The organism is Nocardia sp. NPDC004718 (genome assembly GCF_053601535.1).
Genome location: NZ_JBSGCA010000081.1, coordinates 1 through 19,730, shown reverse-complemented (window position 1 = coordinate 19,730; position 19,730 = coordinate 1). Strand labels below are relative to the sequence as shown.

At 66.1% G+C, this 19,730-nt stretch carries 20 protein-coding genes, 3 tRNA genes and 2 pseudogenes; 24 read left to right on the top strand and 1 reads right to left on the bottom strand.

All coding sequences use genetic code 11. The features are described 5' to 3' along the window. Positions 1 to 90, bottom strand: a pseudogene (locus ACWEH3_RS33735) (hypothetical protein); the annotation flags it as partial. A 353-nt stretch (positions 91 to 443) separates the two neighbouring features. Here ACWEH3_RS33735 and ACWEH3_RS33730 point away from each other — a divergent pair. From ACWEH3_RS33730 to ACWEH3_RS33615, 24 genes and pseudogenes are all read left to right on the top strand, one after another. Beyond that, positions 444 to 516: transfer RNA gene (locus ACWEH3_RS33730), tRNA-Thr, on the top strand. A 77-nt stretch (positions 517 to 593) separates the two neighbouring features. Next, a tRNA-Met gene (locus ACWEH3_RS33725) sits at positions 594 to 669 on the top strand. 41 nt (positions 670 to 710) lie between these two features. Then, positions 711 to 881, top strand: coding sequence for a 50S ribosomal protein L33 (rpmG, locus tag ACWEH3_RS33720; RefSeq protein ID WP_011211653.1), 171 nt, complete (start codon positions 711 to 713; stop codon positions 879 to 881). Positions 882 to 1,062: 181 nt separating this feature from the next. Then, the gene (locus ACWEH3_RS33715) at positions 1,063 to 2,127 is read left to right on the top strand and encodes a fused (3R)-hydroxyacyl-ACP dehydratase subunits HadA/HadB (protein WP_355072146.1); all 1,065 of its coding nucleotides are present in this window, start codon (positions 1,063 to 1,065) and stop codon (positions 2,125 to 2,127) included. 222 nt (positions 2,128 to 2,349) lie between these two features. Beyond that, positions 2,350 to 2,422: transfer RNA gene (locus ACWEH3_RS33710), tRNA-Trp, on the top strand. Between the two features lie 108 nt (positions 2,423 to 2,530). After that, positions 2,531 to 2,929, top strand: coding sequence for a preprotein translocase subunit SecE (gene secE / locus ACWEH3_RS33705; RefSeq protein WP_450023320.1), 399 nt, complete (start codon positions 2,531 to 2,533; stop codon positions 2,927 to 2,929). Positions 2,930 to 3,019: 90 nt separating this feature from the next. Then, positions 3,020 to 3,835, top strand: a complete 816-nt coding sequence (gene nusG / locus ACWEH3_RS33700) for a transcription termination/antitermination protein NusG (protein ID WP_450023322.1) — start codon at positions 3,020 to 3,022, stop codon at positions 3,833 to 3,835. A 97-nt stretch (positions 3,836 to 3,932) separates the two neighbouring features. Beyond that, a complete protein-coding gene (gene rplK / locus ACWEH3_RS33695) occupies positions 3,933 to 4,367 on the top strand; it encodes a 50S ribosomal protein L11 (protein WP_043733097.1) in 435 nt (144 codons plus the stop codon). Between the two features lie 75 nt (positions 4,368 to 4,442). Next, positions 4,443 to 5,156, top strand: a complete 714-nt coding sequence (rplA, locus tag ACWEH3_RS33690) for a 50S ribosomal protein L1 (RefSeq protein WP_067810457.1) — start codon at positions 4,443 to 4,445, stop codon at positions 5,154 to 5,156. 96 nt (positions 5,157 to 5,252) lie between these two features. Then, on the top strand, positions 5,253 to 5,792 hold the full coding sequence (locus tag ACWEH3_RS33685) for an NADPH-dependent FMN reductase (RefSeq protein ID WP_450023324.1): 540 nt from the start codon (positions 5,253 to 5,255) through the stop codon (positions 5,790 to 5,792). 434 nt (positions 5,793 to 6,226) lie between these two features. After that, the gene (gene rplJ, locus ACWEH3_RS33680) at positions 6,227 to 6,766 is read left to right on the top strand and encodes a 50S ribosomal protein L10 (protein WP_355072042.1); all 540 of its coding nucleotides are present in this window, start codon (positions 6,227 to 6,229) and stop codon (positions 6,764 to 6,766) included. A gap of 56 nt (positions 6,767 to 6,822) precedes the next feature. Then, positions 6,823 to 7,203, top strand: a complete 381-nt coding sequence (gene rplL, locus ACWEH3_RS33675) for a 50S ribosomal protein L7/L12 (protein ID WP_040696004.1) — start codon at positions 6,823 to 6,825, stop codon at positions 7,201 to 7,203. A gap of 236 nt (positions 7,204 to 7,439) precedes the next feature. Next, positions 7,440 to 8,516 carry an ABC transporter ATP-binding protein gene (locus ACWEH3_RS33670; RefSeq protein ID WP_355072045.1) on the top strand — a complete coding sequence of 359 codons (1,077 nt, stop codon included), beginning with the start codon at positions 7,440 to 7,442 and terminating at the stop codon, positions 8,514 to 8,516. A gap of 11 nt (positions 8,517 to 8,527) precedes the next feature. Further along, a complete protein-coding gene (locus tag ACWEH3_RS33665; protein ID WP_355072047.1) occupies positions 8,528 to 9,322 on the top strand; it encodes an MlaE family ABC transporter permease in 795 nt (264 codons plus the stop codon). Between the two features lie 3 nt (positions 9,323 to 9,325). Next, complete coding sequence (locus tag ACWEH3_RS33660; protein WP_450023328.1) at positions 9,326 to 10,189, top strand: MlaE family ABC transporter permease; 864 nt, start codon at positions 9,326 to 9,328, stop codon at positions 10,187 to 10,189. Continuing rightward, positions 10,186 to 11,535, top strand: coding sequence for an MCE family protein (locus ACWEH3_RS33655; RefSeq protein WP_450023330.1), 1,350 nt, complete (start codon positions 10,186 to 10,188; stop codon positions 11,533 to 11,535). Before ACWEH3_RS33660 ends, ACWEH3_RS33655 begins: the two co-directional genes overlap by 4 nt. Further along, positions 11,532 to 12,608 carry an MCE family protein gene (locus tag ACWEH3_RS33650; RefSeq protein ID WP_450023332.1) on the top strand — a complete coding sequence of 359 codons (1,077 nt, stop codon included), beginning with the start codon at positions 11,532 to 11,534 and terminating at the stop codon, positions 12,606 to 12,608. Before ACWEH3_RS33655 ends, ACWEH3_RS33650 begins: the two co-directional genes overlap by 4 nt. Beyond that, entirely contained in the window at positions 12,608 to 13,618 is a 1,011-nt protein-coding gene (locus ACWEH3_RS33645) for an MCE family protein (RefSeq protein WP_450023334.1), read from the top strand. The genes ACWEH3_RS33650 and ACWEH3_RS33645 overlap by 1 nt, the downstream gene beginning before the upstream one ends. Before the next feature lie 37 nt (positions 13,619 to 13,655). Continuing rightward, the gene (locus tag ACWEH3_RS33640) at positions 13,656 to 14,888 is read left to right on the top strand and encodes an MCE family protein (RefSeq protein WP_450023346.1); all 1,233 of its coding nucleotides are present in this window, start codon (positions 13,656 to 13,658) and stop codon (positions 14,886 to 14,888) included. Further along, entirely contained in the window at positions 14,885 to 16,123 is a 1,239-nt protein-coding gene (locus ACWEH3_RS33635; protein ID WP_450023336.1) for an MCE family protein, read from the top strand. The genes ACWEH3_RS33640 and ACWEH3_RS33635 overlap by 4 nt, the downstream gene beginning before the upstream one ends. Continuing rightward, the gene (locus tag ACWEH3_RS33630) at positions 16,120 to 17,361 is read left to right on the top strand and encodes an MCE family protein (RefSeq protein WP_450023338.1); all 1,242 of its coding nucleotides are present in this window, start codon (positions 16,120 to 16,122) and stop codon (positions 17,359 to 17,361) included. Before ACWEH3_RS33635 ends, ACWEH3_RS33630 begins: the two co-directional genes overlap by 4 nt. A gap of 103 nt (positions 17,362 to 17,464) precedes the next feature. Further along, the gene (locus ACWEH3_RS33625; RefSeq protein ID WP_452358471.1) at positions 17,465 to 18,205 is read left to right on the top strand and encodes a hypothetical protein; all 741 of its coding nucleotides are present in this window, start codon (positions 17,465 to 17,467) and stop codon (positions 18,203 to 18,205) included. A 10-nt stretch (positions 18,206 to 18,215) separates the two neighbouring features. Further along, on the top strand, positions 18,216 to 18,947 hold the full coding sequence (locus ACWEH3_RS33620) for a hypothetical protein (RefSeq protein WP_450026932.1): 732 nt from the start codon (positions 18,216 to 18,218) through the stop codon (positions 18,945 to 18,947). A gap of 408 nt (positions 18,948 to 19,355) precedes the next feature. Then, a pseudogene (locus tag ACWEH3_RS33615) lies at positions 19,356 to 19,730 on the top strand (DNA-directed RNA polymerase subunit beta); the annotation flags it as partial.

Genomic DNA, 19,730 nt, shown 5'->3' with positions numbered 1-19,730 from the left:
GGCGGCGCGCTCGAATACCTCGGTGACGGATTTGGTGGACGGGTGGTCGGGGGCCACCCCGCCTCGCACCAGACCCCACGGTGTGGGCAGCCCGTGCGTTTCGTTTGATTGCGGGGATTGCGTTTTGAACCCGACAGCACTGCGATCGCTCGCTGTGTTCGTCGATCGATTGCCGAGTGGCGGCGATTTCGATCACTTCACGTCGGCGATTTCGGCGCGCATCTCGGATGACGCTGCAGTGCTGTGCTCACGCGCGGGGGCGGTCGGGAGCGGCGCTGGCTTGCGTGCGAGCTCCGTCGACGCGTGCATCGCTCGTGTCCGAGCGGGCGAAAAATGCACCTCTGACCACTCGGTTTGGTAGTGGGAGCGGTGAGTGTGTAACCTCGTTCAAGACTTCACCGCGCTGAGGTCGAGTGTTCGAGGCTCGGTGCGGAAGTAGTCATGCCCCCTTAGCTCAGTCGGCAGAGCGTTTCCATGGTAAGGAAAAGGTCAACGGTTCGATTCCGTTAGGGGGCTCGCCGGATTGCCGGTGGTGACCGACTCGGCATCGCTCCCGATAGTGCGGGCTCGGCACCATGGCAATGCGACGCCGTGGCGGTGTAGCTCAGTCGGTAGAGCAAACGACTCATAATCGTTGTGTCGCCGGTTCAAGTCCGGCCATCGCTACCACAACCGATCAAGCCCATCAGGTACCGGAAAGAAGGCATATCGTGGCCGCGAAGTCCACCGATGTCCGGCCAAAGATCACCTTGGCCTGCGAGCAGTGCAAGCACCGCAACTACATCACCAAGAAGAACCGGCGCAACGATCCGGACCGCCTGGAGCTGAAGAAGTTCTGCCCGAACTGCGGCACGCACCGGGCGCACCGCGAATCCCGCTAGTCATCCACGCGTGAACTACCGCGTGGTGTAGCGCCGGGAGTCGCTCCCGGTATCTCGGGCCGTGGCACCGCGAGGGCCGGACAATTGTCCGGCCCTGACGCATTTCACGGTGTGGGTGCGGTGGTGAGCGCTCCACAGACTCCGGTCGACGGGGTCAGATAGGTACAGTCCTCCCGTGACAATCAACACCGGTACAGACGAAGCGGTCCAGACGAGCGAGGCGCTCGACCCCGCGGCGAACGCCGCGGCGATGGTCGGTCACCACTACCGCGTCGACGACTACTACGAGGTCGGCCGCGAGAAGGTGCGTGAATACGCCCGCGCCGTGCAGGACTACCACCCGGTGCACTGGGACGAGGACGCGGCGCAGGAGTACGGGTACGACAACCTGCTCGCGCCGGTTACCTTCATCTCCCTGGTCGGAATTCTCGCCCAGCGCAAATTGTTCGAAGAGGTCGTCACCGGCTACGACCTCAGCCAGATCATGCAGACCGACCAGATCCTCGAGTTCCATCGCCCGATCAAGGTCGGCGACCAGCTCACCTGCGATGTCCATCTGCACTCGTTCCGGCAGGCCTTCGGCGGCGACATCATCGTGACCAAAAACATCGTCACCGCGCAGAACGACGAACTGGTGCTCACCACTTACACCACCCTGGTCGGCCGCAGCGGCGGCGATATCGACCCGAACCTCAACGCCGCCGTCCGGAACGTGCTCATGCACGGCATCGGCGAGGACGCGCCGGGGCATCGTCCGCGCTCGCTCGCGGTGACCCAGGCGCCCGCGCCGGTCGTACCGCCCGTGGACGGTGTGCGCACCAAGCACGCCATCGGGTTCGAGGACGTCTCGGTGGGTGACGAGCTGCCCGCCCGCGTCGTCCGGCTCACCCGCGGCGATCTGGTGAACTACGCGGGCGTCTCCGGTGACGCCAACCCGATCCATTGGAGCGACGAGGTCGTGAAGCTGGTCGGCCTGGAGAACGTGGTCGCGCACGGCATGCTGACCATGGGCCTCGGTGGCGGTTTCGTCACTTCGTGGCTGGGCGACCCGGGCGCGATCAAGGAGTACAACGTCCGCTTCACCAGCCCGGTCTACGTCGGGTCCGACGAGGCCGCCGAGGTCGAGTACACCGGTAAGGTGAAGTCGGTCGATCCGGAGACCAAGACCGCGGTCGTGGCCATCGTCGCGAAGGCGGCGGGGAAGAAGATCTTCGGCCGCGCCACCGCGACGGTGCAGCTGGCCTGACCAGGGACGGCGACCCGGATTGGCTAATGGCGCGGACGGTAACGTACACTCAGGTTTCTGGGGTCGCCAGCCGCTGCGCGCTGCTCTGAGGGGCTGGTTCCAGGCGATCCGCGAGGATTCGCCGACGGGGCCGGCAACTGCCGGAGCGGCGCGCGTGTTGTGTGACACCAGGGCACAACTGAATATCGAACAGTGGTTGGACAGCAAGCACCGTCCGACCAAAGGGGCGTAGCTCAACTGGCAGAGCAGCGGTCTCCAAAACCGCAGGTTGCAGGTTCAAGTCCTGTCGCCCCTGCCCTGGATGCCAGCGACGAGAGAGGATCGACGTGAGCGAGCGTAGCGAGCGAGCCATTGGCACAGCGCGCATCGCGCACGACGGCACCGAGCTCAGCGAGGAGAAGGCATGAGCGACGAGCGGGACACTCGCCGCGGCGCACATGCCGCCGACGAAGGCGACGACACCGCCGCAGCGACACGGCCGAGCGGAAAGCGGTCCGCGCGGCGGACCCGTACCGGGTCCTCGGGGGTCGACACGGGCGCTATCGCCACGCTCGACCGTCCGTCGCGGAAGGCAACCAAGGCGACCGATCGGGCCGAACGCATGAAGTCGGGTAATCCGTTCAAGCGTTTGCTCAAGTTCCTGCGTGAGGTCATCGCGGAACTGCGCAAGGTGATCTGGCCCAACCGGAAGCAGATGGTCACCTATACGAGCGTTGTTCTGGTGTTCGTGATCTTCATGGTCGCGTTCATCAGCGGGTTGGATCTGGCGTTCATCAAGGGTGTCAACTGGCTGTTCGGCTAGCTGAACGACGCCGACGCCGGTAGCCGATCCCGGGCGGAGACGGGTGGAGTGATTTCGCCGCGCGCCCGGCCCGGCACGCAGAGGATGTACGTGACGACACAGGAAGCGAGTGCCCCAGTGAGCACCCCGGAGAACGACACACACGACAAGTTCCCGGCCGACGACACGGTGGCCGAGCCCACCGACTCCGTCGAGGAGTTCGCGACCGACGAGCCCGCGGTCGAGGAATCGGAGCCCGCTGAGCCCGCCCCTGCCGCCGCCGTCGATGCCGAGCCCGCCGACCCGGTCGCCGAGATGAAGGCGGCGCTGCGGCGCGCTCCCGGCGAGTGGTACGTCATCCACTCCTACGCCGGTTACGAGAACAAGGTGAAGGCCAACCTCGAGACCCGCGTGCAGAACCTGGACCTGGAGGACTACATCTTCCAGGTGGAGGTGCCCACCGAAGAGGTCACCGAGATCAAGAACGGGCAGCGCAAGCACGTCAACCGCAAGGTGCTGCCCGGATACATCCTGGTCCGCATGGAGCTGAACGACGAGTCGTGGGGCGCGGTGCGCAACACCCCCGGCGTCACGGGTTTCGTCGGCGCCACTTCGCGCCCGTCGCCGCTGTCCATCGACGACGTGGTGAAGTTCCTCGTTCCGGCCGCGCAGCAGCAGAAGAAGCCCGCCGCGGCAGCCGCTGCGGCGACTCCCGAGACCGCGGGCGGCGAGATCGCGCCGAAGCCGGTCATCGAGGTCGACTTCGAGGTCGGCGAGTCGGTGACCGTGATGGACGGCCCGTTCGCGACGCTGCCCGCCAGCATCTCCGAGGTGAACGCCGAGCAGCAGAAGCTGAAGGTGCTCGTGTCGATCTTCGGCCGCGAGACCCCGGTCGAGCTGGCGTTCACCCAGGTCGCGAAGATCTAGACCAGCTCTGTTGGCGGCCGGGTGCATCCGGCCCCGGGCGAGGATCGCAACACCAGACTTGCAAAGAGCAAGGGACACCAACACCTAGGAAAGAAAGATGCCCCCCAAGAAGAAGAAGCTCGCCGGGATCATCAAGCTTCAGATCCAGGCCGGCCAGGCGAACCCGGCCCCTCCGGTCGGCCCCGCGCTCGGTCAGCACGGCGTCAACATCATGGAGTTCTGCAAGGCGTACAACGCCGCGACCGAGTCGCAGCGTGGCAACGTCATCCCGGTCGAGATCTCGGTGTACGAGGACCGGTCGTTCGACTTCAAGCTGAAGACCCCGCCCGCCGCCAAGCTGCTGCTCAAGGCCGCCGGCGTGCAGAAGGGCTCGGCGGAGCCGCACCGCAACAAGGTCGCCAAGGTGACCATGGACCAGGTGCGCGAGATCGCCAAGACCAAGCAGGAAGATCTGAACGCCAACGACCTCGAGCAGGCGGCCAAGATCATCGCGGGTACCGCGCGTTCGATGGGCATCACCGTCGAAGGCTGAGCGGAACCGCTCCCCGGTGGGAGGGCCGGCCAGGCCCGATAACCACGTCTGAACTACCAACAAGGACAGAGAATCATGGCAAAACGAAGCAAGGCGTACCTCGCCGCGGCCGAGAAGGTCGATCGCACCAAGCTCTACTCCCCGCTGGCCGCCGCGCGCCTGGCGAAGGAGACCGCCACCACCAAGACCGACGCGACCGTCGAGGTCGCCGTGCGTCTCGGTGTGGATCCCCGCAAGGCGGACCAGATGGTCCGCGGCACGGTCAACCTGCCGCACGGCACCGGTAAGACCGCCCGCGTCATCGTGTTCGCCGCGGGCGAGAAGGCCGCCGAGGCCGAGGCCGCGGGCGCCGATGCCGTCGGCGCTGAGGACCTGATCGAGCGGATCCAGGGCGGCTGGCTGGACTTCGACGCCGCGATCGCCACCCCGGACCAGATGGCCAAGGTCGGCCGGATCGCGCGTGTCCTCGGCCCGCGCGGCCTGATGCCGAACCCGAAGACGGGCACGGTCACCACCGACGTGACCAAGGCCGTCAACGACATCAAGGGCGGCAAGATCAACTTCCGTGTCGACAAGCAGGCCAACCTGCACTTCGTCATCGGCAAGGCGTCCTTCGACGACAGCAAGCTGGTGGAGAACTACGGCGCCGCGCTGGACGAGATCCTGCGGGCCAAGCCGTCGACCGCCAAGGGCCGCTACGTCAAGAAGGTGACGGTCTCGACGAACACCGGACCGGGCATCCCGGTGGACCCGAACCGCACCCGCAACCTCCTGGAAGAGGACGCGTAAGCAGCAGCGAGCCGCGGCAACGGCGGGAACGCATTGTGCGTTCCCGCCGTTGCGCGTTCGAGGACTAATCCGCCCGGCGGCGTGGTTGGGGTGGATGTGACCGTCGTTCTGTTGATCTCCGGCAGCACTCGCGCCGCCTCCACCAATTCCGCCGCACTACGAACCGTCTCGGCGATCGCCCCGGACGGTGTCGAAACCGTCTGGTACGACGGGCTCGCGGACCTGCCCGCTTTCGCTCCGGACGACGACGGCACCGCTCATCCCGCGGTAGTCGCGCTCCGCGAACAACTTTCGCGCGCCGACGCCGTGCTGTTCTCCACGCCCGAATACGCGGGCACTTTGCCGGGCAGTTTGAAGAACCTGCTGGACTGGACGGTCGGCGCCGGTGATCTCTACGGCAAGCCGGTCGCTTGGATCACGGTCGCGCCGGTGGGTCGCGGTGACGGTGCGACCGCGACACTGCGCAGCGTGCTGGGTTACGTCGGAGCCGACATCGATCCGGATGCCTGCCGACGACTCCCCGTGCCGCGCGAGGGCGTCGGCCCGGACGGACTGGTCGCCGACCCGGAATTCCGGTCCGGCGCCACGGCCGTGTTGCGCGGTCTCGCGCGGTATGCCGCGACCGCGACGTCGTGAGAAACACCACTCGCCGACGCGGACTGCGGCATCGCATTCCAGGCGGCGCACGGGTGTGTGCCGCGGAAAAGTGAGTCGCGGCACAACGATTCGACGGCCGAGTGGTTGCGATCAGACGTATGCCGGGGCCCGTTTTGGCAGATGGGAACCCATACAGGTACATTGGAAGTCAGTTATCGACGAGTTCGATCGCTACCCAATCCGTTCTACCGAAGACCGTTGGTCGCCGATCCCGCATGGGTTCGGTCGAAGGTCCGGCGACATTGCCGGCGGCCCACGCAGGGAGAGCCGAGGCTGGGAATTGATCCGGATACGCACCGGATCGGTTTTCTGTTGCGCCCCGGAACGCTCTGCGTTCGGGGCGTTTGTTTTGTCGCCGGCCCCTGATCGGTAGTTCGCGTATACGAACCGACCAATCAGAGAGGAGGCGAAGTATGGCAAAACCCGAGAAGGTCACCGCGGTCGAAGAGATCGCGGAGCAGTTCAAGAGCTCGACGGCCACCGTCGTCACGGAATACCGTGGCCTGTCGGTCGGCAAGCTCACCGAGCTGCGGCGCGCGCTCGGCGCCGACGCCACGTACTCCGTCGCCAAGAACACCCTGGTCAAGCGTGCCGCCGCCGAGGCGGGCGTGGAAGGTCTCGACGAACTGTTCGTCGGGCCGACCGCGATCACCTTCATCACGGGTGAGCCGGTCAACGCGGCCAAGGCCCTGAAGACCTTCGCGAAGGACAACAAGGCGCTCATCATCAAGGGCGGCTACATGGACGGCGCTCCGCTGTCCGTGTCCGAGGTCGAGCGGATCGCCGACCTGGAAACCCGCGAGGTGCTGCTGGCCAAGCTGGCGGGCGCGCTCAAGGGCAACCTCACCAAGGCCGCCGGTCTGTTCAACGCTCCCGCCTCGCAGGTGGCCCGCCTGGCCGCCGCGCTGCAGGAGAAGAAGCAGGCCGAAGAAGGCGCACCGGCCGCCGAGTAAGACCCGTGCGGCACGACTCGCACGCATAGACATCAACTACCGAAAGGAACACAACAATGGCCAACGTTGACGAACTGCTCGAGACCTTCGGCAACATGACCCTGCTCGAGCTGTCGGACTTCGTGAAGAAGTTCGAGGAGAAGTTCGAGGTCACCGCGGCTGCTCCGGTCGCCGTCGCCGCCGTCGGCGGTGCCGCCGCTCCGGCCGAGGCCGCCGAGGAGCAGGACGAGTTCGACGTCATCCTCGAGGGTGCGGGCGACAAGAAGATCCAGGTCATCAAGGTGGTCCGCGAGATCGTCTCCGGCCTGGGCCTGAAGGAAGCCAAGGACCTGGTCGAGAGCGCCCCGAAGCCGATCCTGGAGAAGGTCGCCAAGGATGCCGCCGAGGCCGCCAAGGCGAAGCTGGAAGAGGCCGGCGCCAAGGTCTCGGTCAAGTAATTCACGACCGAACACGCCGAACGGGCGGTCCCCTTTGGGGATCGCCCGTTCGCGTTTTTGGCAATCTCGCCGCTATCGCCGATACCGAAAGGATTGCGGAGTTACTACGCAGTCAGGTTGGGGTGTGCCCGATCTGTCCCATGAGTTACAGTGACCGAACCCACACGTGACGGACCGCGATGACCGAGCGCGCGGTTCGCCGGTGGGCAGCTCGCTGAGAATTTGTGGAGGTTGGCGTGGGCGTCGAGGTCAGGACCGAGAGTGTGACCAAGTCTTTCGGTTCCCAGCGCATTTGGCAGGACGTGTCGTTGACGTTGCCTTCGGGTGAGGTCAGTGCGTTGCTGGGGCCGTCGGGTACCGGTAAGTCGGTGTTCTTGAAGTCGCTGATCGGTCTGCTGCGCCCGGAACGTGGTTCGATCTTCATCGATGGCACGGATATCACGACGTGTTCGAACAAGGAGCTGTACGAGATCCGGAAGTTGTTCGGCGTGTTGTTCCAGGACGGTGCGTTGTTCGGGTCGATGAACCTGTTCGACAACGTGGCGTTCCCGTTGCGGGAGCATACGAAGAAGAGCGAATCCGAGATCAAGAAGATCGTGATGGAGAAGCTGGAGTTGACCGGTCTGCTCGGGGCCGAGGGCAAGCTTCCCGGTGAGATCTCCGGTGGTATGCGTAAGCGTGCGGGGTTGGCGCGGGCGTTGGTGTTGGATCCGCAGATCATTTTGGTCGATGAGCCGGACTCGGGTCTGGATCCGGTGCGTACCTCGTATCTGTCGCAGTTGTTGATCGATATCAACGCGCAGATCGACGCGACGATTCTGATCGTGACCCACAACATCAACCTGGCGCGGACGGTGCCGGACAACATCGGGATGTTGTTCCGTCGTCAGTTGGTGATGTTCGGTCCGCGGGAGGTGTTGCTGACCTCGGAGGAGCCGGTGGTCAAGCAGTTCCTCAACGGGCGGATGATCGGGCCGATCGGTATGTCGGAGGAGAAGGACGAGGCGCAGATGGCGCGGGAGCAGGCGTTGGTGGACGCCGGGCATCATCACGGTGGCGCGGAGGAGGTCGAGGGGATCATTCCGCAGATGCGCGCGACTCCGGGGATGCCGGTGCGTCAGGCGGTATTGCGGCGTAAGGAACGGGTGCGCGAGATCATGCACACGCTGCCGCATGCCGCGCAGGTCGCGATCCGTGAATCACTTGACGACAACGACGATACGCAGGTGATGGCATACAACAGCGGCGACCTGGCTAATTATCAAGGCGGTGCTTTCGACACCACCGTGCGACACAACACAACTAACGGGTAACATCTGCGATCGTGAATTCGACCCTGGCGCGATTGCGAACTCCCCTGGAGTCGGGGTTTGCCCAGGCCGGCAACATCTTTGCGCTGCTCCTGGACGTTTTGCGAAAGACTTTCCGCCGCCCCTTCGAGTGGCGGGAGTTCATCGAGCAGTCGTGGTTCATCGCGAGTGTCTCGATCCTGCCCAGCGCGCTGGTCGCGATTCCGTTCGGCGCGGTCGTGGCATTGCAGACCGGCTCGTTGATCAAGCAGCTCGGCGCGGAATCCTTCACCGGCGCGACCAGTGTGCTGGCAACCGTCCAGCAGGCAGCTCCCGTCGTGACGGCCCTGATCATCGCGGGCGCGGCCGGGTCGGCGGTGGCCGCCGATCTCGGCTCGCGAACCATCCGCGAGGAGATCGACGCGATGGAGGTGCTCGGCATCGATCCGGTGCGAAAGCTGGTGGTGCCGCGCGTACTCGGCATGATGCTGGTCGCGCTGCTGCTCAACGGACTGGTGTCGGTTGTCGGCATCGCGGGCGGGTACTTCTTCAACGTCCTGCTGCAGGGCGGTACTCCCGGCGCCTACCTGGCGTCGTTCTCCGCCCTCGCTCAGCTGCCGGACCTGTGGATCGGTGAGATCAAGGCGGCGGTATTCGGTCTACTCGCCGGCGTCATCGCCGCGTACAAAGGGCTGCATCCCAAGGGAGGCCCGAAAGGAGTCGGTGACGCGGTGAACCAATCCGTGGTGATCACGTTCATGGTGCTGTTCTTCGTGAACCTCATCCTGACCATGGTGTACCTACAGGTCGTCCCCGCCAAGGGTGCCTGACAGATGGCCACCTCGTACCGAACCCCGGTCGCCAAGTCCATGCGCCGGGTGGGTGAAGTCGCTCGTATGCCGCTCAACGTCATCGATCGCGCGGGCGAGCAGATGTCGTTCTACTCGCGGGCCATCGCGTGGATCCCGCGGACCGCGGTGCACTACCGCAAGGAAGTCATGCGGCTGCTCGCCGAGGTCACCTTCGGCACCGGCGCGCTGGCGGTGATCGGCGGCACCATCGGCGTCATCGTGTTCATGTCCGGTTCCGTCGGCGTCGTCGTCGGCCTGCAGGGCTTCAAGGCCCTCGACGCGCTCGGTAGCTCGGTTCTCACCGGCTTCCTCACCGCCTACATCAACACCCGTGAGATCGCGCCGCTGGTCGCCGCGCTCGCGCTGTCGGCGACGGTCGGTTGCGGTTTCACCGCGCAGCTGGGCGCCATGCGGATCTCCGAGGAGATCGACGCGCTCGAGGTGATGGCGGTACCCAGCGTGCCGTTCCTGGTGACCAGCCGGGTGATCGCCGGGTTCCTCGCGGTGATCCCGCTCTACATCGTCGGGTTGCTCGGCACGTTCATCGCATCGCGGACGATCAGCATCTGGTTCAACGGGCAGTCCAGCGGGTCCTACGACCATTACTTCGGTCTGTTCCTGCCACCGGAGGACGTGCTCTATTCGTTCCTCAAAGTGCTGGTTTTCGCGTTCGTGATCATCATGGTGCACTGCTACTACGGGTTCCACGCCACCGGCGGCCCCGCGGGCGTCGGCGTCGCGGTCGGGCGCGCGGTCCGCGCCGCGATCGTCCTGGTGAACGTGCTCGACTTCTTCCTCAGCCTCGCGATCTGGGGCACCACCACTACGGTGCGGGTGGCCGGATGAGCCGCACCCAAACCTGGCGCTCCACCGCGAAGCTACGTACTCGGGCGCTGGGGATCGCCTTCTTCGTCGTGGTCGCGTTGTTCCTCTGGACCACCATCGCGATCTACAACAAGCAATTCGTGAAGACGGTGGACGTCGATCTGATCACCGACAGCGTGGGCAACGCGCTGACTCGCAACGCGGACGTGAAGGTACGTGGCATCACCGTCGGCGAGGTGCGCTCGAGCAGCTCCGAAGGCGGCGAGGTGACCTTGAACCTGGCCATCAATCCGGACAAGGCGCAGCAGATTCCCGTCAACGCGACCGCCCGCCTGCTTCCCAAGACGCTGTTCGGCGAGCGCTACGTGGACCTGGTGATCCCGGAGCAGCCGAGCCCCCAGCATCTGACCGACGGCGTCACGCTGCACCAGGACGTCAGCGGCAACGCCATCGAGTTGAGCAAATTGCTCGACGATGTGCTGCCCTTGCTCCAGGCCATCCCGCCGCAGGATCTCGCGGCCACGCTGGGCGCGCTGTCCCAGGCGCTGTCCGGTCAGGGCACCACGCTCGGCCAGACCTTGGACAAGCTCGACGACATCTTCCGCCAGGTCAACGTGGTGCTTCCGGACCTGCGGGCCGACCTGCGCAGTTTCGCCGAGGTGGCGGCCACCTACTCCGACGCGGCGCCGCAGCTGATCCAGGCCCTGGACAACCTGCGCACCACCAACGCCACGATCGTGCAGCGGCGCACCGACATCGACGCCCTGTACGCGACGCTGACGCCGACCTCGGCCACCACCACCGAGTTCCTGCTCGCCAACCGCGACAACATCGTCGACGTGGCGGCCGACTCCCGTCCCGCGCTGGAGCAGCTGGCCTACTACTCGCCGAACTACGCTTGCGCGCTGGCGAACTTCGCGCAGCTGAAGCCGCGTATCGACCGGATCTTCGGCAAGGGCACCGACAACCCGGGTTCCCGAGTGACCATCGAGCTGACCAACACCCGCGGCAAGTACCTGCCCAACCAGGACGAACCGCGCTGGCTGGACACCAGGGGGCCGTGGTGCATCCCCGAGATGCCGTTGGGCGTCGATCCCGGCCAGTACACCGGCGGCCCGAACAATGACGGCTCCTACGCCGTCCCGAGTCGCAACCCGGGTGACCAGCAGACCGGTCATCTGGAGCCGCCGCAGTTCGGCGTCCACCCGGCGAGCAAGATGCCGACGATCGCCGGTTCCCCCATGGAGCGGCAGTCGCTCGGCGCGATCTACGGCGCGGCCAACGGTGTCGCCCCGGATCAGGTGCCGGGCTGGGTGACCAGGGTCGGCGCGCCCGCGTTCCGCGGAAGCGAGGTGAGCGTGCGATGAAGCAGCAACTGCGCGGCCTGGGCGGGCCGTTGACCAAGCTGGTCGTTTTCGTCGTGGTGACCTTGTTCGTGACCACCGTGCTCGCGTTGTCGATCGCCAACTACAGCGGCGGTGGCACGCATTTCAAGGCCAGGTTCACCGACGTCACCTCGCTCAATCCCGGTGACGAGGTCCGCATCGCCGGCGTGCGGGTCGGCAAGGTCACCGCTGTCTCGATCGTCGACAAGCGCTTGGCCGAGGTGAAATTCGACCTCACCGACCGGGACTGGCTGCCCGCGTCGACCACCGCGACGATCAAGTACCGCAACCTGGTCGGCCAGCGCTACATCGCGCTGGAGCAGGGGACCGGGGAGCAGGGACGGAAGCTGAACAAGGGCAGCACCATCCCGCTGGAGCACACCAGGCCCGCGCTGAACCTGACCACGCTGTTCAACGGCTTCCGGCCGCTGTTCCGTACGCTGACCGCCGACGACGTGAACAAGCTCTCCTTCGAGATCATCCAGGTCTTCCAGGGTGAGCAGGGCACGATCCACGATCTGGTCGCGACCACGGCGAACCTGACCAACAAGATCGCCGACAAGGATGCCGTGATCGGTGAGCTGACCCGCAATTTGACCGCCGTGCTGGACACCGTCAATCAGCGTGACGACCAGTTCGATCAGTTGATCGTGAACACCGAAGCGTTGATCAGCGGCCTCAACGCCAATCGCGACACGATCGGCCGTTCGGTGACCTCGCTGGCCAACCTGACCTCGGCGACCTCCGACCTGCTCGTCCCGGTGCGTCCGACCCTGCAAGGGTCGATCGCGGGTCTGAGCCAGTTGACCGGCACGCTCGACGACCGCCAGGACGAGGTGAACGAAGCGCTGACCAACCTGCCGCTCAAGATGGAGAAGCTCGGGCGCGCCGCGAGTTACGGCTCCTGGTTCCAGTTCTACCTGTGCGGCATCGACATCGTCGTCGGGCCGGGCGCCGTCGACGCGCCGCAGCTCAACCTGCCCGCAGGACTGCCGACGATCAACCAGCCGCTGTACACCAACGCCGCGCCGCGCTGCCACGGGAAGGCTCGCTGATGGATGATCGCATTCTGCTCGGCAAGCGAAGCCCGGCGTTCCTGGGCGCGCTCGGCCTCGCCGTCGTGCTGTTGGTGACGGTGTCGGCGTTCTTCCTGGATCAGTTGCCGATCATCGGCGCGGGGACCAAGTACACCGCGGAATTCCGTGAGGCGGCGGGCCTGAAGAAGGGCAACGAGGTCCGGGTGGCCGGCGTCAAGGTCGGCTCGGTGTCCGACGTCCGGCTCGACGGTGACCGGGTGCTCGTGGACTTCCGCACCAAGGACACCTGGATCGGCAACGACACCACCGCGTCCATTCAGATCAAGACGCTGCTCGGCCAGAAGTACCTCGCACTCGATCCGCGAGGCTCGAAGCCGGCCGATCCCAGTTCCCGGATCCCGCTCTCGCGCACCGTTTCCCCGTACGACGTGGTGGACGCGTTCACCGACGCCGCGCGCACCATCGATCAGATCGACACCACCCAGCTGGCCAAGAGCATGCAGGTGCTGTCGGACGCCTTCGAGACGACGCCGCCGGAGATCCGCGGCTCCATCGACGGCGTCGCCCGGCTGTCGGAGACGCTGGCCAAGCGCGATCAGGAGTTGAAGAAGCTGTTCGCCGCGACCAGGCAGACCACCCAGATACTCGCCGACCGCAACGCCCAGTTCGAGCGGCTGCTCGCCAACGGCGGCCAGTTGCTCGCCGAACTGAACATCCGCCAGCAGTCCATCAGGCAGTTGCTGTCGGGCGCCAAGACGGTCTCCGCGGAACTGAGCGCGCTCGTGCACGACAACGAGGAGCAGATCGGGCCCGCGCTGAAGAATCTGCGCGCCGCCATCGACCTGCTTAACGACAACCAGCAGAACGTCTCGAAGACGCTGGAACTCGCGGCGCCGTTCTACAGCCTCTATGCCAGCGTGCTCGGCACCGGGCGCTGGTTCGACGCGGTGATCGTCAACGTGGTGCCGCCCGCACTGCCCGAAATCCCCGGCTACCGTCAGCCGATCCGCACCTTGGGAGGTAACTGACGTGGCGGACAACTGGCGTAGCGATCCGGTCGGCGCGGTGCGCGGCTCCAGCCGTGGCGCAAAGGTCGGCATCGCGCTGGTCGTCGTGCTCGCCGTGCTGGTGGCGGTGGTGCTGTGGTGGCTGTTCGACCGGCTGACCACAACCAAGATCACCGCCTACTTCGATCGCTCGGTCGGCATCTACGAAGGCTCGGACGTGCGCATTCTCGGCGTGCCGGTCGGCTCGGTCGCTTCGGTGGAGCCGCAGGGCGATCAGGTCAAGATCGTGATGAGCGTGGATCGCAAGTACGACGTACCCGCGGACGCGCGAGCCGCGCAGATCACGCCGTCCATCGTGTCGGATCGCTACATCCAGCTCACCCCGGCCTACACCGGCGGCCCGAAGATGGCGCGGAACGCGACCATTCCGCGCGAGCGCACGGCCACGCCGGTGGAAGTCGACCAGCTGTACAAGAGCATCACCGAACTCTCCGACGCGCTCGGGCCCAACGGCGCCAATGCCCAGGGAGCGGTGAACGAGCTGGTGCGCACCGGCGCGGCGAACCTGTCGGGCAACGGCGAGGCGCTGGCCAACAGCCTCACCCAGCTGTCCAGGGCGGCCCGATACCTGTCGGACGCCCGCGGCGACATCTTCGACACGGTCAAGAACCTGCAGGCATTCATCACCATGCTGGCCCAGAACGACCAGCAGGTCCGGCAGTTCAACGCCCAGCTGGCCGATCTGTCGACCTTCCTCGCCGACGAGCGGCAGAATCTCGGAGCGGCACTGAATCTGCTGTCGATCGCGCTGGGTGACGTCGCCCGCTTCATCGACGACAACCGGGGCCTGATCGCGAGCAACGCCGACAAACTGACCCAGCTCACCAAGACGCTGTCGGATCAGCGCAACGACGTGGCCGCTCTGCTGCCGGTCCTGCCGCTGGCGTTGAGCAACCTGATCAACGTGCACAACGCCGAATCGGGCACCCTCGACATGCGCGCGAACTTCCCCGAACTGCAGGACCCGTTCGGCGTGGTGTGCAAGATGCTCGACCTGTCCAAGCTGATGCCCGGCGATCCCAAGTTCGAGGCGCTCGGCAGGCAGATGCGGCCGATCCTCGACCACTGCAAGGAGATCACCGACCAGATCACCTCCGGGGTGCAGACCCCGACGCTGAACCTGCCGTTCGGCATCCTCAGCGGCGAGAACCAGCAGCGCGATCCGGTGCCGGGCACCGTGCCGGGCACGCCGTCGGACCGGCTTCCGCCGTCGCAGGGAGGGGCGCGATGAGCACTCGAATCCGTTCGCTCGCACGCGGTTTCGGCGCGGCGCTGGCGCTGGGCCTGACCGGCGCGCTGATCACGTCGTGCGCCTCCGACGGCATCTACAGCGTGCCCCTGCCCGGCGGCGCCGACGTCGGCGAGCATCCGATGCACATCGACATCCAGTTCGACGATGTCCTCGACCTCGTGCCGCAGTCGGCGGTCAAGGTCGAGGGCGTGCCGGTCGGCCGGGTCGAGAAGATCAGCATCGGCAAGGACCAGTGGACCGCCACGGTGCGCACGGTGGTCAACTCGTCGGTGAACCTGCCCGCGAACGCGCGGGCCGAGGTCCGGCAATCGAACCTGCTCGGCGAGAAGTTCATCGAGCTGTCCAAGCCCGCCGCCGAGCCGGAGTCCACCCGGCTGGCCGACGGCTCGGTCATCCCGGTCGACCGCACCCGGCACGCCACCGAGGTGGAGCAAGTGCTGGGCGCGCTGTCGTTGCTGCTCAACGGCGGTGGCGTCGCGCAGTTGCAGCCGATCGTCACCGAGTTGAACAAGACCCTCGGCGGCCGTGAGGACCGGGTGCGCTCGCTGATCGAGCAGGCGAACACGCTGATCGACGGCCTGAACCAGCAGGTGGACGACATCACCCGCGCGCTGGACGGCCTCGACGTGCTCAGCAGCCGGGTGAGCAACCAGACCGATCAGATCGGCAAGATCCTCGACCAGCTGCCCAAGGGCATCAAGATCCTGGAAGAGCAGCGCCCGCAACTGGTCGCCCTGCTCGCGCAGCTGGACCGGCTCGGCGAGGCAGGCTTCGACGTGCTGAACACCTCGAAGGACGACCTGATCCGCGACCTGACCTCGCTGCGGCCCACGCTGCAGGAACTGGGCCGGTCGGCGCCGGATCTGGTCACCGCGGTTCCGTTGATCCCGACCTACCCGTTCCCCGATTCGGCGCTGGAGAGCACCTTCGGCGGAAGCGTGAACACGTGGTTGTCGGTCGACCAGCAGATCGGCGTCACGCTCAGCAACCTGGGTGTGGGCAAACCCGATCCGGTGTACATCCCGCCTGTCGGTCCGCCCGTGCCGGTGAACCCGACCAACCCGTACTACAACGGCAACGGTCCGCGTCCGGGCTGGCCCACGGTGTCGATCCTGCCGCTGCCGCCGCTGATGGCGCAGCCGCCCGCGCCCGGCGTGCCCGGTCCGGTCGGAGCGATTCTCGAGCAACTCGGCGTAGGGAGTGGTCCGCGATGACACGTCTGGTGCGGTGGCAGCTCATCGCGTTCGTGGTCATCGCGGTGCTCGGCGTCGTGTACGTCGGCGGCAAGTACATCCGGCTCGATCACATGTTCGGGCTCAATCAGTACACGGTGAAGCTGCGCGCGGCGCAGACCGGCGGCATCTACAAAGGCGCCGAGGTGACCTACCGCGGCGTCCCGGTCGGCCGGGTCGGCGAGCTGGAACTCACTGGTGAGGGCGTGGTGATGAACCTCGTCATCGACTCGAGCGCGCCGAAGATCCCGGCGTCGGCGAAAGCCGTGGTGGCCAACCGGTCCGCGATCGGTGAGCAGTACGTGGATCTGCAGCCCGATTCGGACGCGGGCCCGTTCCTGCGGGACAACTCGGTGATCACGTCGGCGACCCTGCCGGTGTCGGTCGAGCAACTGGTGTCCAGCGTGGACACCTTCGCCAGCTCGGTGGACCTGACAGCGCTCAACACGACGGTGCGCGAACTGGGCAAGGCGTTCGACGGCAAGGGCGACGATCTGCAAGTGCTGATCGACTCGCTGAACAAATTCACCGAGACCTTCCATCAGACGCTGCCGCAGACCATTCAGCTGGTCCGCGACGGCAGGGTCGCCCTCGGCACGCAGGCCGAGCAGTCCGCGCAAATCCGCGAGTTCAGCGACGGCCTGGACAAGCTCACCGCCCAGTTGCGCTCCAGCGACCCCGACGTGCGCAGGCTCATCGGCACCGGAACCGACGCGGGCGAGCAGATCGGCGCGCTGCTCGAGCAGAGCGGCGGCTCGCTCACCCAGGACTTGTCCAACCTGCGGCTGTTGTTGCAGGCGATCTCACCGAAGTTCTACGCGATCAAGCCGTTGCTGCAGATGCTCCCGCAGCTGTCGGTCGGCGGTTCCTCGACCGCGCCCGGCGACGGGACCAGCCACTTCGGCCTGGTGCTCGAGACCAACAATCCGCCCGCCTGTACGGTGGGCTACGAGGGCACGCATCGGATTCTCGAACAGATGAAGGCGCAGAACCCGAACTTCGACGACACGCGCGACGAGTTCCCGTTCAACAAGGACGCCAAATGTCTTGTGCCGTTCGGTAATCCGACCGCCGTTCGGGGTGGCGAGCGAGCCGAGCTCGCCGATCCGGCCATCGTCCAGCCCTGGGACTCCAACCCCAAAACCGATCCGGAAAAGCTGAACCTGACTCCGGTGGCCGTGCAGTTGTCGACCCTGCTGGGGGTCACGCCAAAGCGGTGACCAGGAGCAATGACGTTAGGGTGTCTCGCGTGAGTGACTGGAGCGAGCGAACCATGGGCATGCCGTGGAGCGCGACCGAGCCGACCGACGGCGAGGCGCTGTCGTGACCGCCGATCTGACCAAGCGGTCCGATGCGGCGGCGCCGGACGCGCCGGAAGCCGTGACGACAGCGGCGGAAACGCCCACCGCGCAATCCGACGCCGGTGATCGGAAGGTCACCGACCGGGCAGGCGCCGAGTCCGCTCACCTCGGTGGTGCGTCCGTGCTCAGCCGGGTGGTCCTCGTCTGCTCGGCCGTGCTGCTGGTCATCGCATTGGCCGGCGCCGCATGGTTCGGCGCGGGCTGGGTACGGGCCGCGTTCACCGATGGCCCGCGCGCCGAGGCCAGGGACACCGCCCTGGACGCCGCGCGCCAAGCCGCGCTCAACATGACCTCGATGAACCTGGACGACGTGCCCGGCTCGCTGGCGCTGGCCCGGTCCTCGATGACCGGAGCGCTGCTGGACTCGGCCACGAAGAACAAGGACCAGGCGGAGCAGATGGCGCGGCAGAGTGGGGTCGGGATGACCTCGAAGGTGCTCGGCTCCGCGCTCACCTCGCTCAACAGCGAGGAGGACAAGGCGTCGGCGCTGGTCGTGCTGCAGGTCACCGAGAAGGGCAAGGACAAGCCGCCCGCCGACTACCGCTACACCTGGACCGTGGACCTGGCCAAGGACGGCGAGGTCTGGAAGGCCGAGCAGATCTCCTCGCTCAGCCAGCCGGTGTTGCTGAGCGGCGGGCCCGCCGCTCAGCCGGCCGCGCCCGCGGCCGACCAGCCGCCCGCCGCGCCGAAGCCGGGATCGTAGGAGGACACCCATGACGTCTCGCCGACCGGTCAACCGGGTCACCTCCAAGCGCAGGCCCGGCGCGGAACCGGCCCGTACCGCGTCCCAGCGCACCGAACAACGGCCCGCACAGGCCCGCAAACCGCGTGTGGCGGGCGTTTCCCGGTCCACTGCGGAATCGGATAACCGCCGCGCCGAACAGAGCCCCGCGAGTGCCTCGCGATGGTGTGAGATCATCTCGCGCGGCAAGGACCGCCCGCGTCGCACGACCGGACGGCCGCGCTGGGGCGTCAGCGCGGCCCTGCTGATCGTCGCGCTCCTCCTGGGCGGTTTCGCGTGGCTCGCCGCGCGACAGCCCGGCGTGGACACGTCGAATCAGGCCTACGTGGACAACGAGGCCACCCAAGAGGTGCGCGCGGCCGCCGACAACGCGCTGCGGACCGTCTACGCCTATGACGTGAAGAAGATCGACGGCTATCGGGACACCGCGAAGCAGGTGCTCACCGGGAAGATGCTCGCCGATCTGGACAAGTACGCCGACACCACTATTTCGGCGGTCAAGCAGGCGCAGACCAGTGCCGACGCGAAAGCCGATCCGATTGCTGTGACATTGCTCACCGACGATCGCGCCGAGCTGATCGTCAATCTGGTGGTGAGCGCCACCAAGGACGGCGTGGCGCAGCAGAGCGTCTCGGGCCCCGTGGTCCTGCATATGCAGAAGGTGGGCGGTCGCTGGCTGGCCAGCGACATCGTGGACCAGTAACGGCTACCACATCGGCCGGGATGACGCAGCGCGGCAGGCGATCTCGCCGGCGCCCCGGCCGGGCCTGCCACTTGACGAGTTTCGCCCGAACCGTCACGCTATTCACAACAGCGGCAGCTGTCACAGTGGCTTCCAGTGCACCGTGGGTCAGGACGCAGCCAGCGGATTCGGCCCGGCGCGCCAGCCATGCGGACGATCACACGGGTGGTACTTTGACACCCCCGTGTACTTGGGTGTAGGTTTGGACGTTGCGCTGGCTGCCTCCTGTCCATACCTCGATTTGCACACGTAAGTTCACCCTTCCGGTGTTACTTCCGTTGTTGCCTGTTCGAGTTTCGTTCGGGTAGTAACCAGCGGAATTCGTAGCAGACAAGCGACGGTCGCGGACCACCACGCGACGCGCATGAGGTGCTGGAAGGACGCATCTTGGCAGTCTCCACCCAGACCAAGGCAGTTGCCGGAATCCCCGGAGCCCCGTTGCGGGTGTCTTTCGCGAAGATCCGTGAACCCTTGGAGGTGCCCGGGCTTCTCGATCTACAAACGGAATCGTTCGCTTGGTTGATCGGTTCGCCGGATTGGCGTGAGCGGGCCGCGGCTCGCGGCGACGTCGGCCTAGTCGGTGGCCTCGAGGAGGTACTCGAGGAGCTTTCTCCGATCGAGGACTTCTCCGGCTCCATGTCCCTGTCCTTCTCCGATCCGCGCTTCGAAGAGGTCAAGGCCTCGATCGATGAGTGCAAGGACAAGGACATGACGTATGCGGCTCCGTTGTTCGTGACGGCGGAG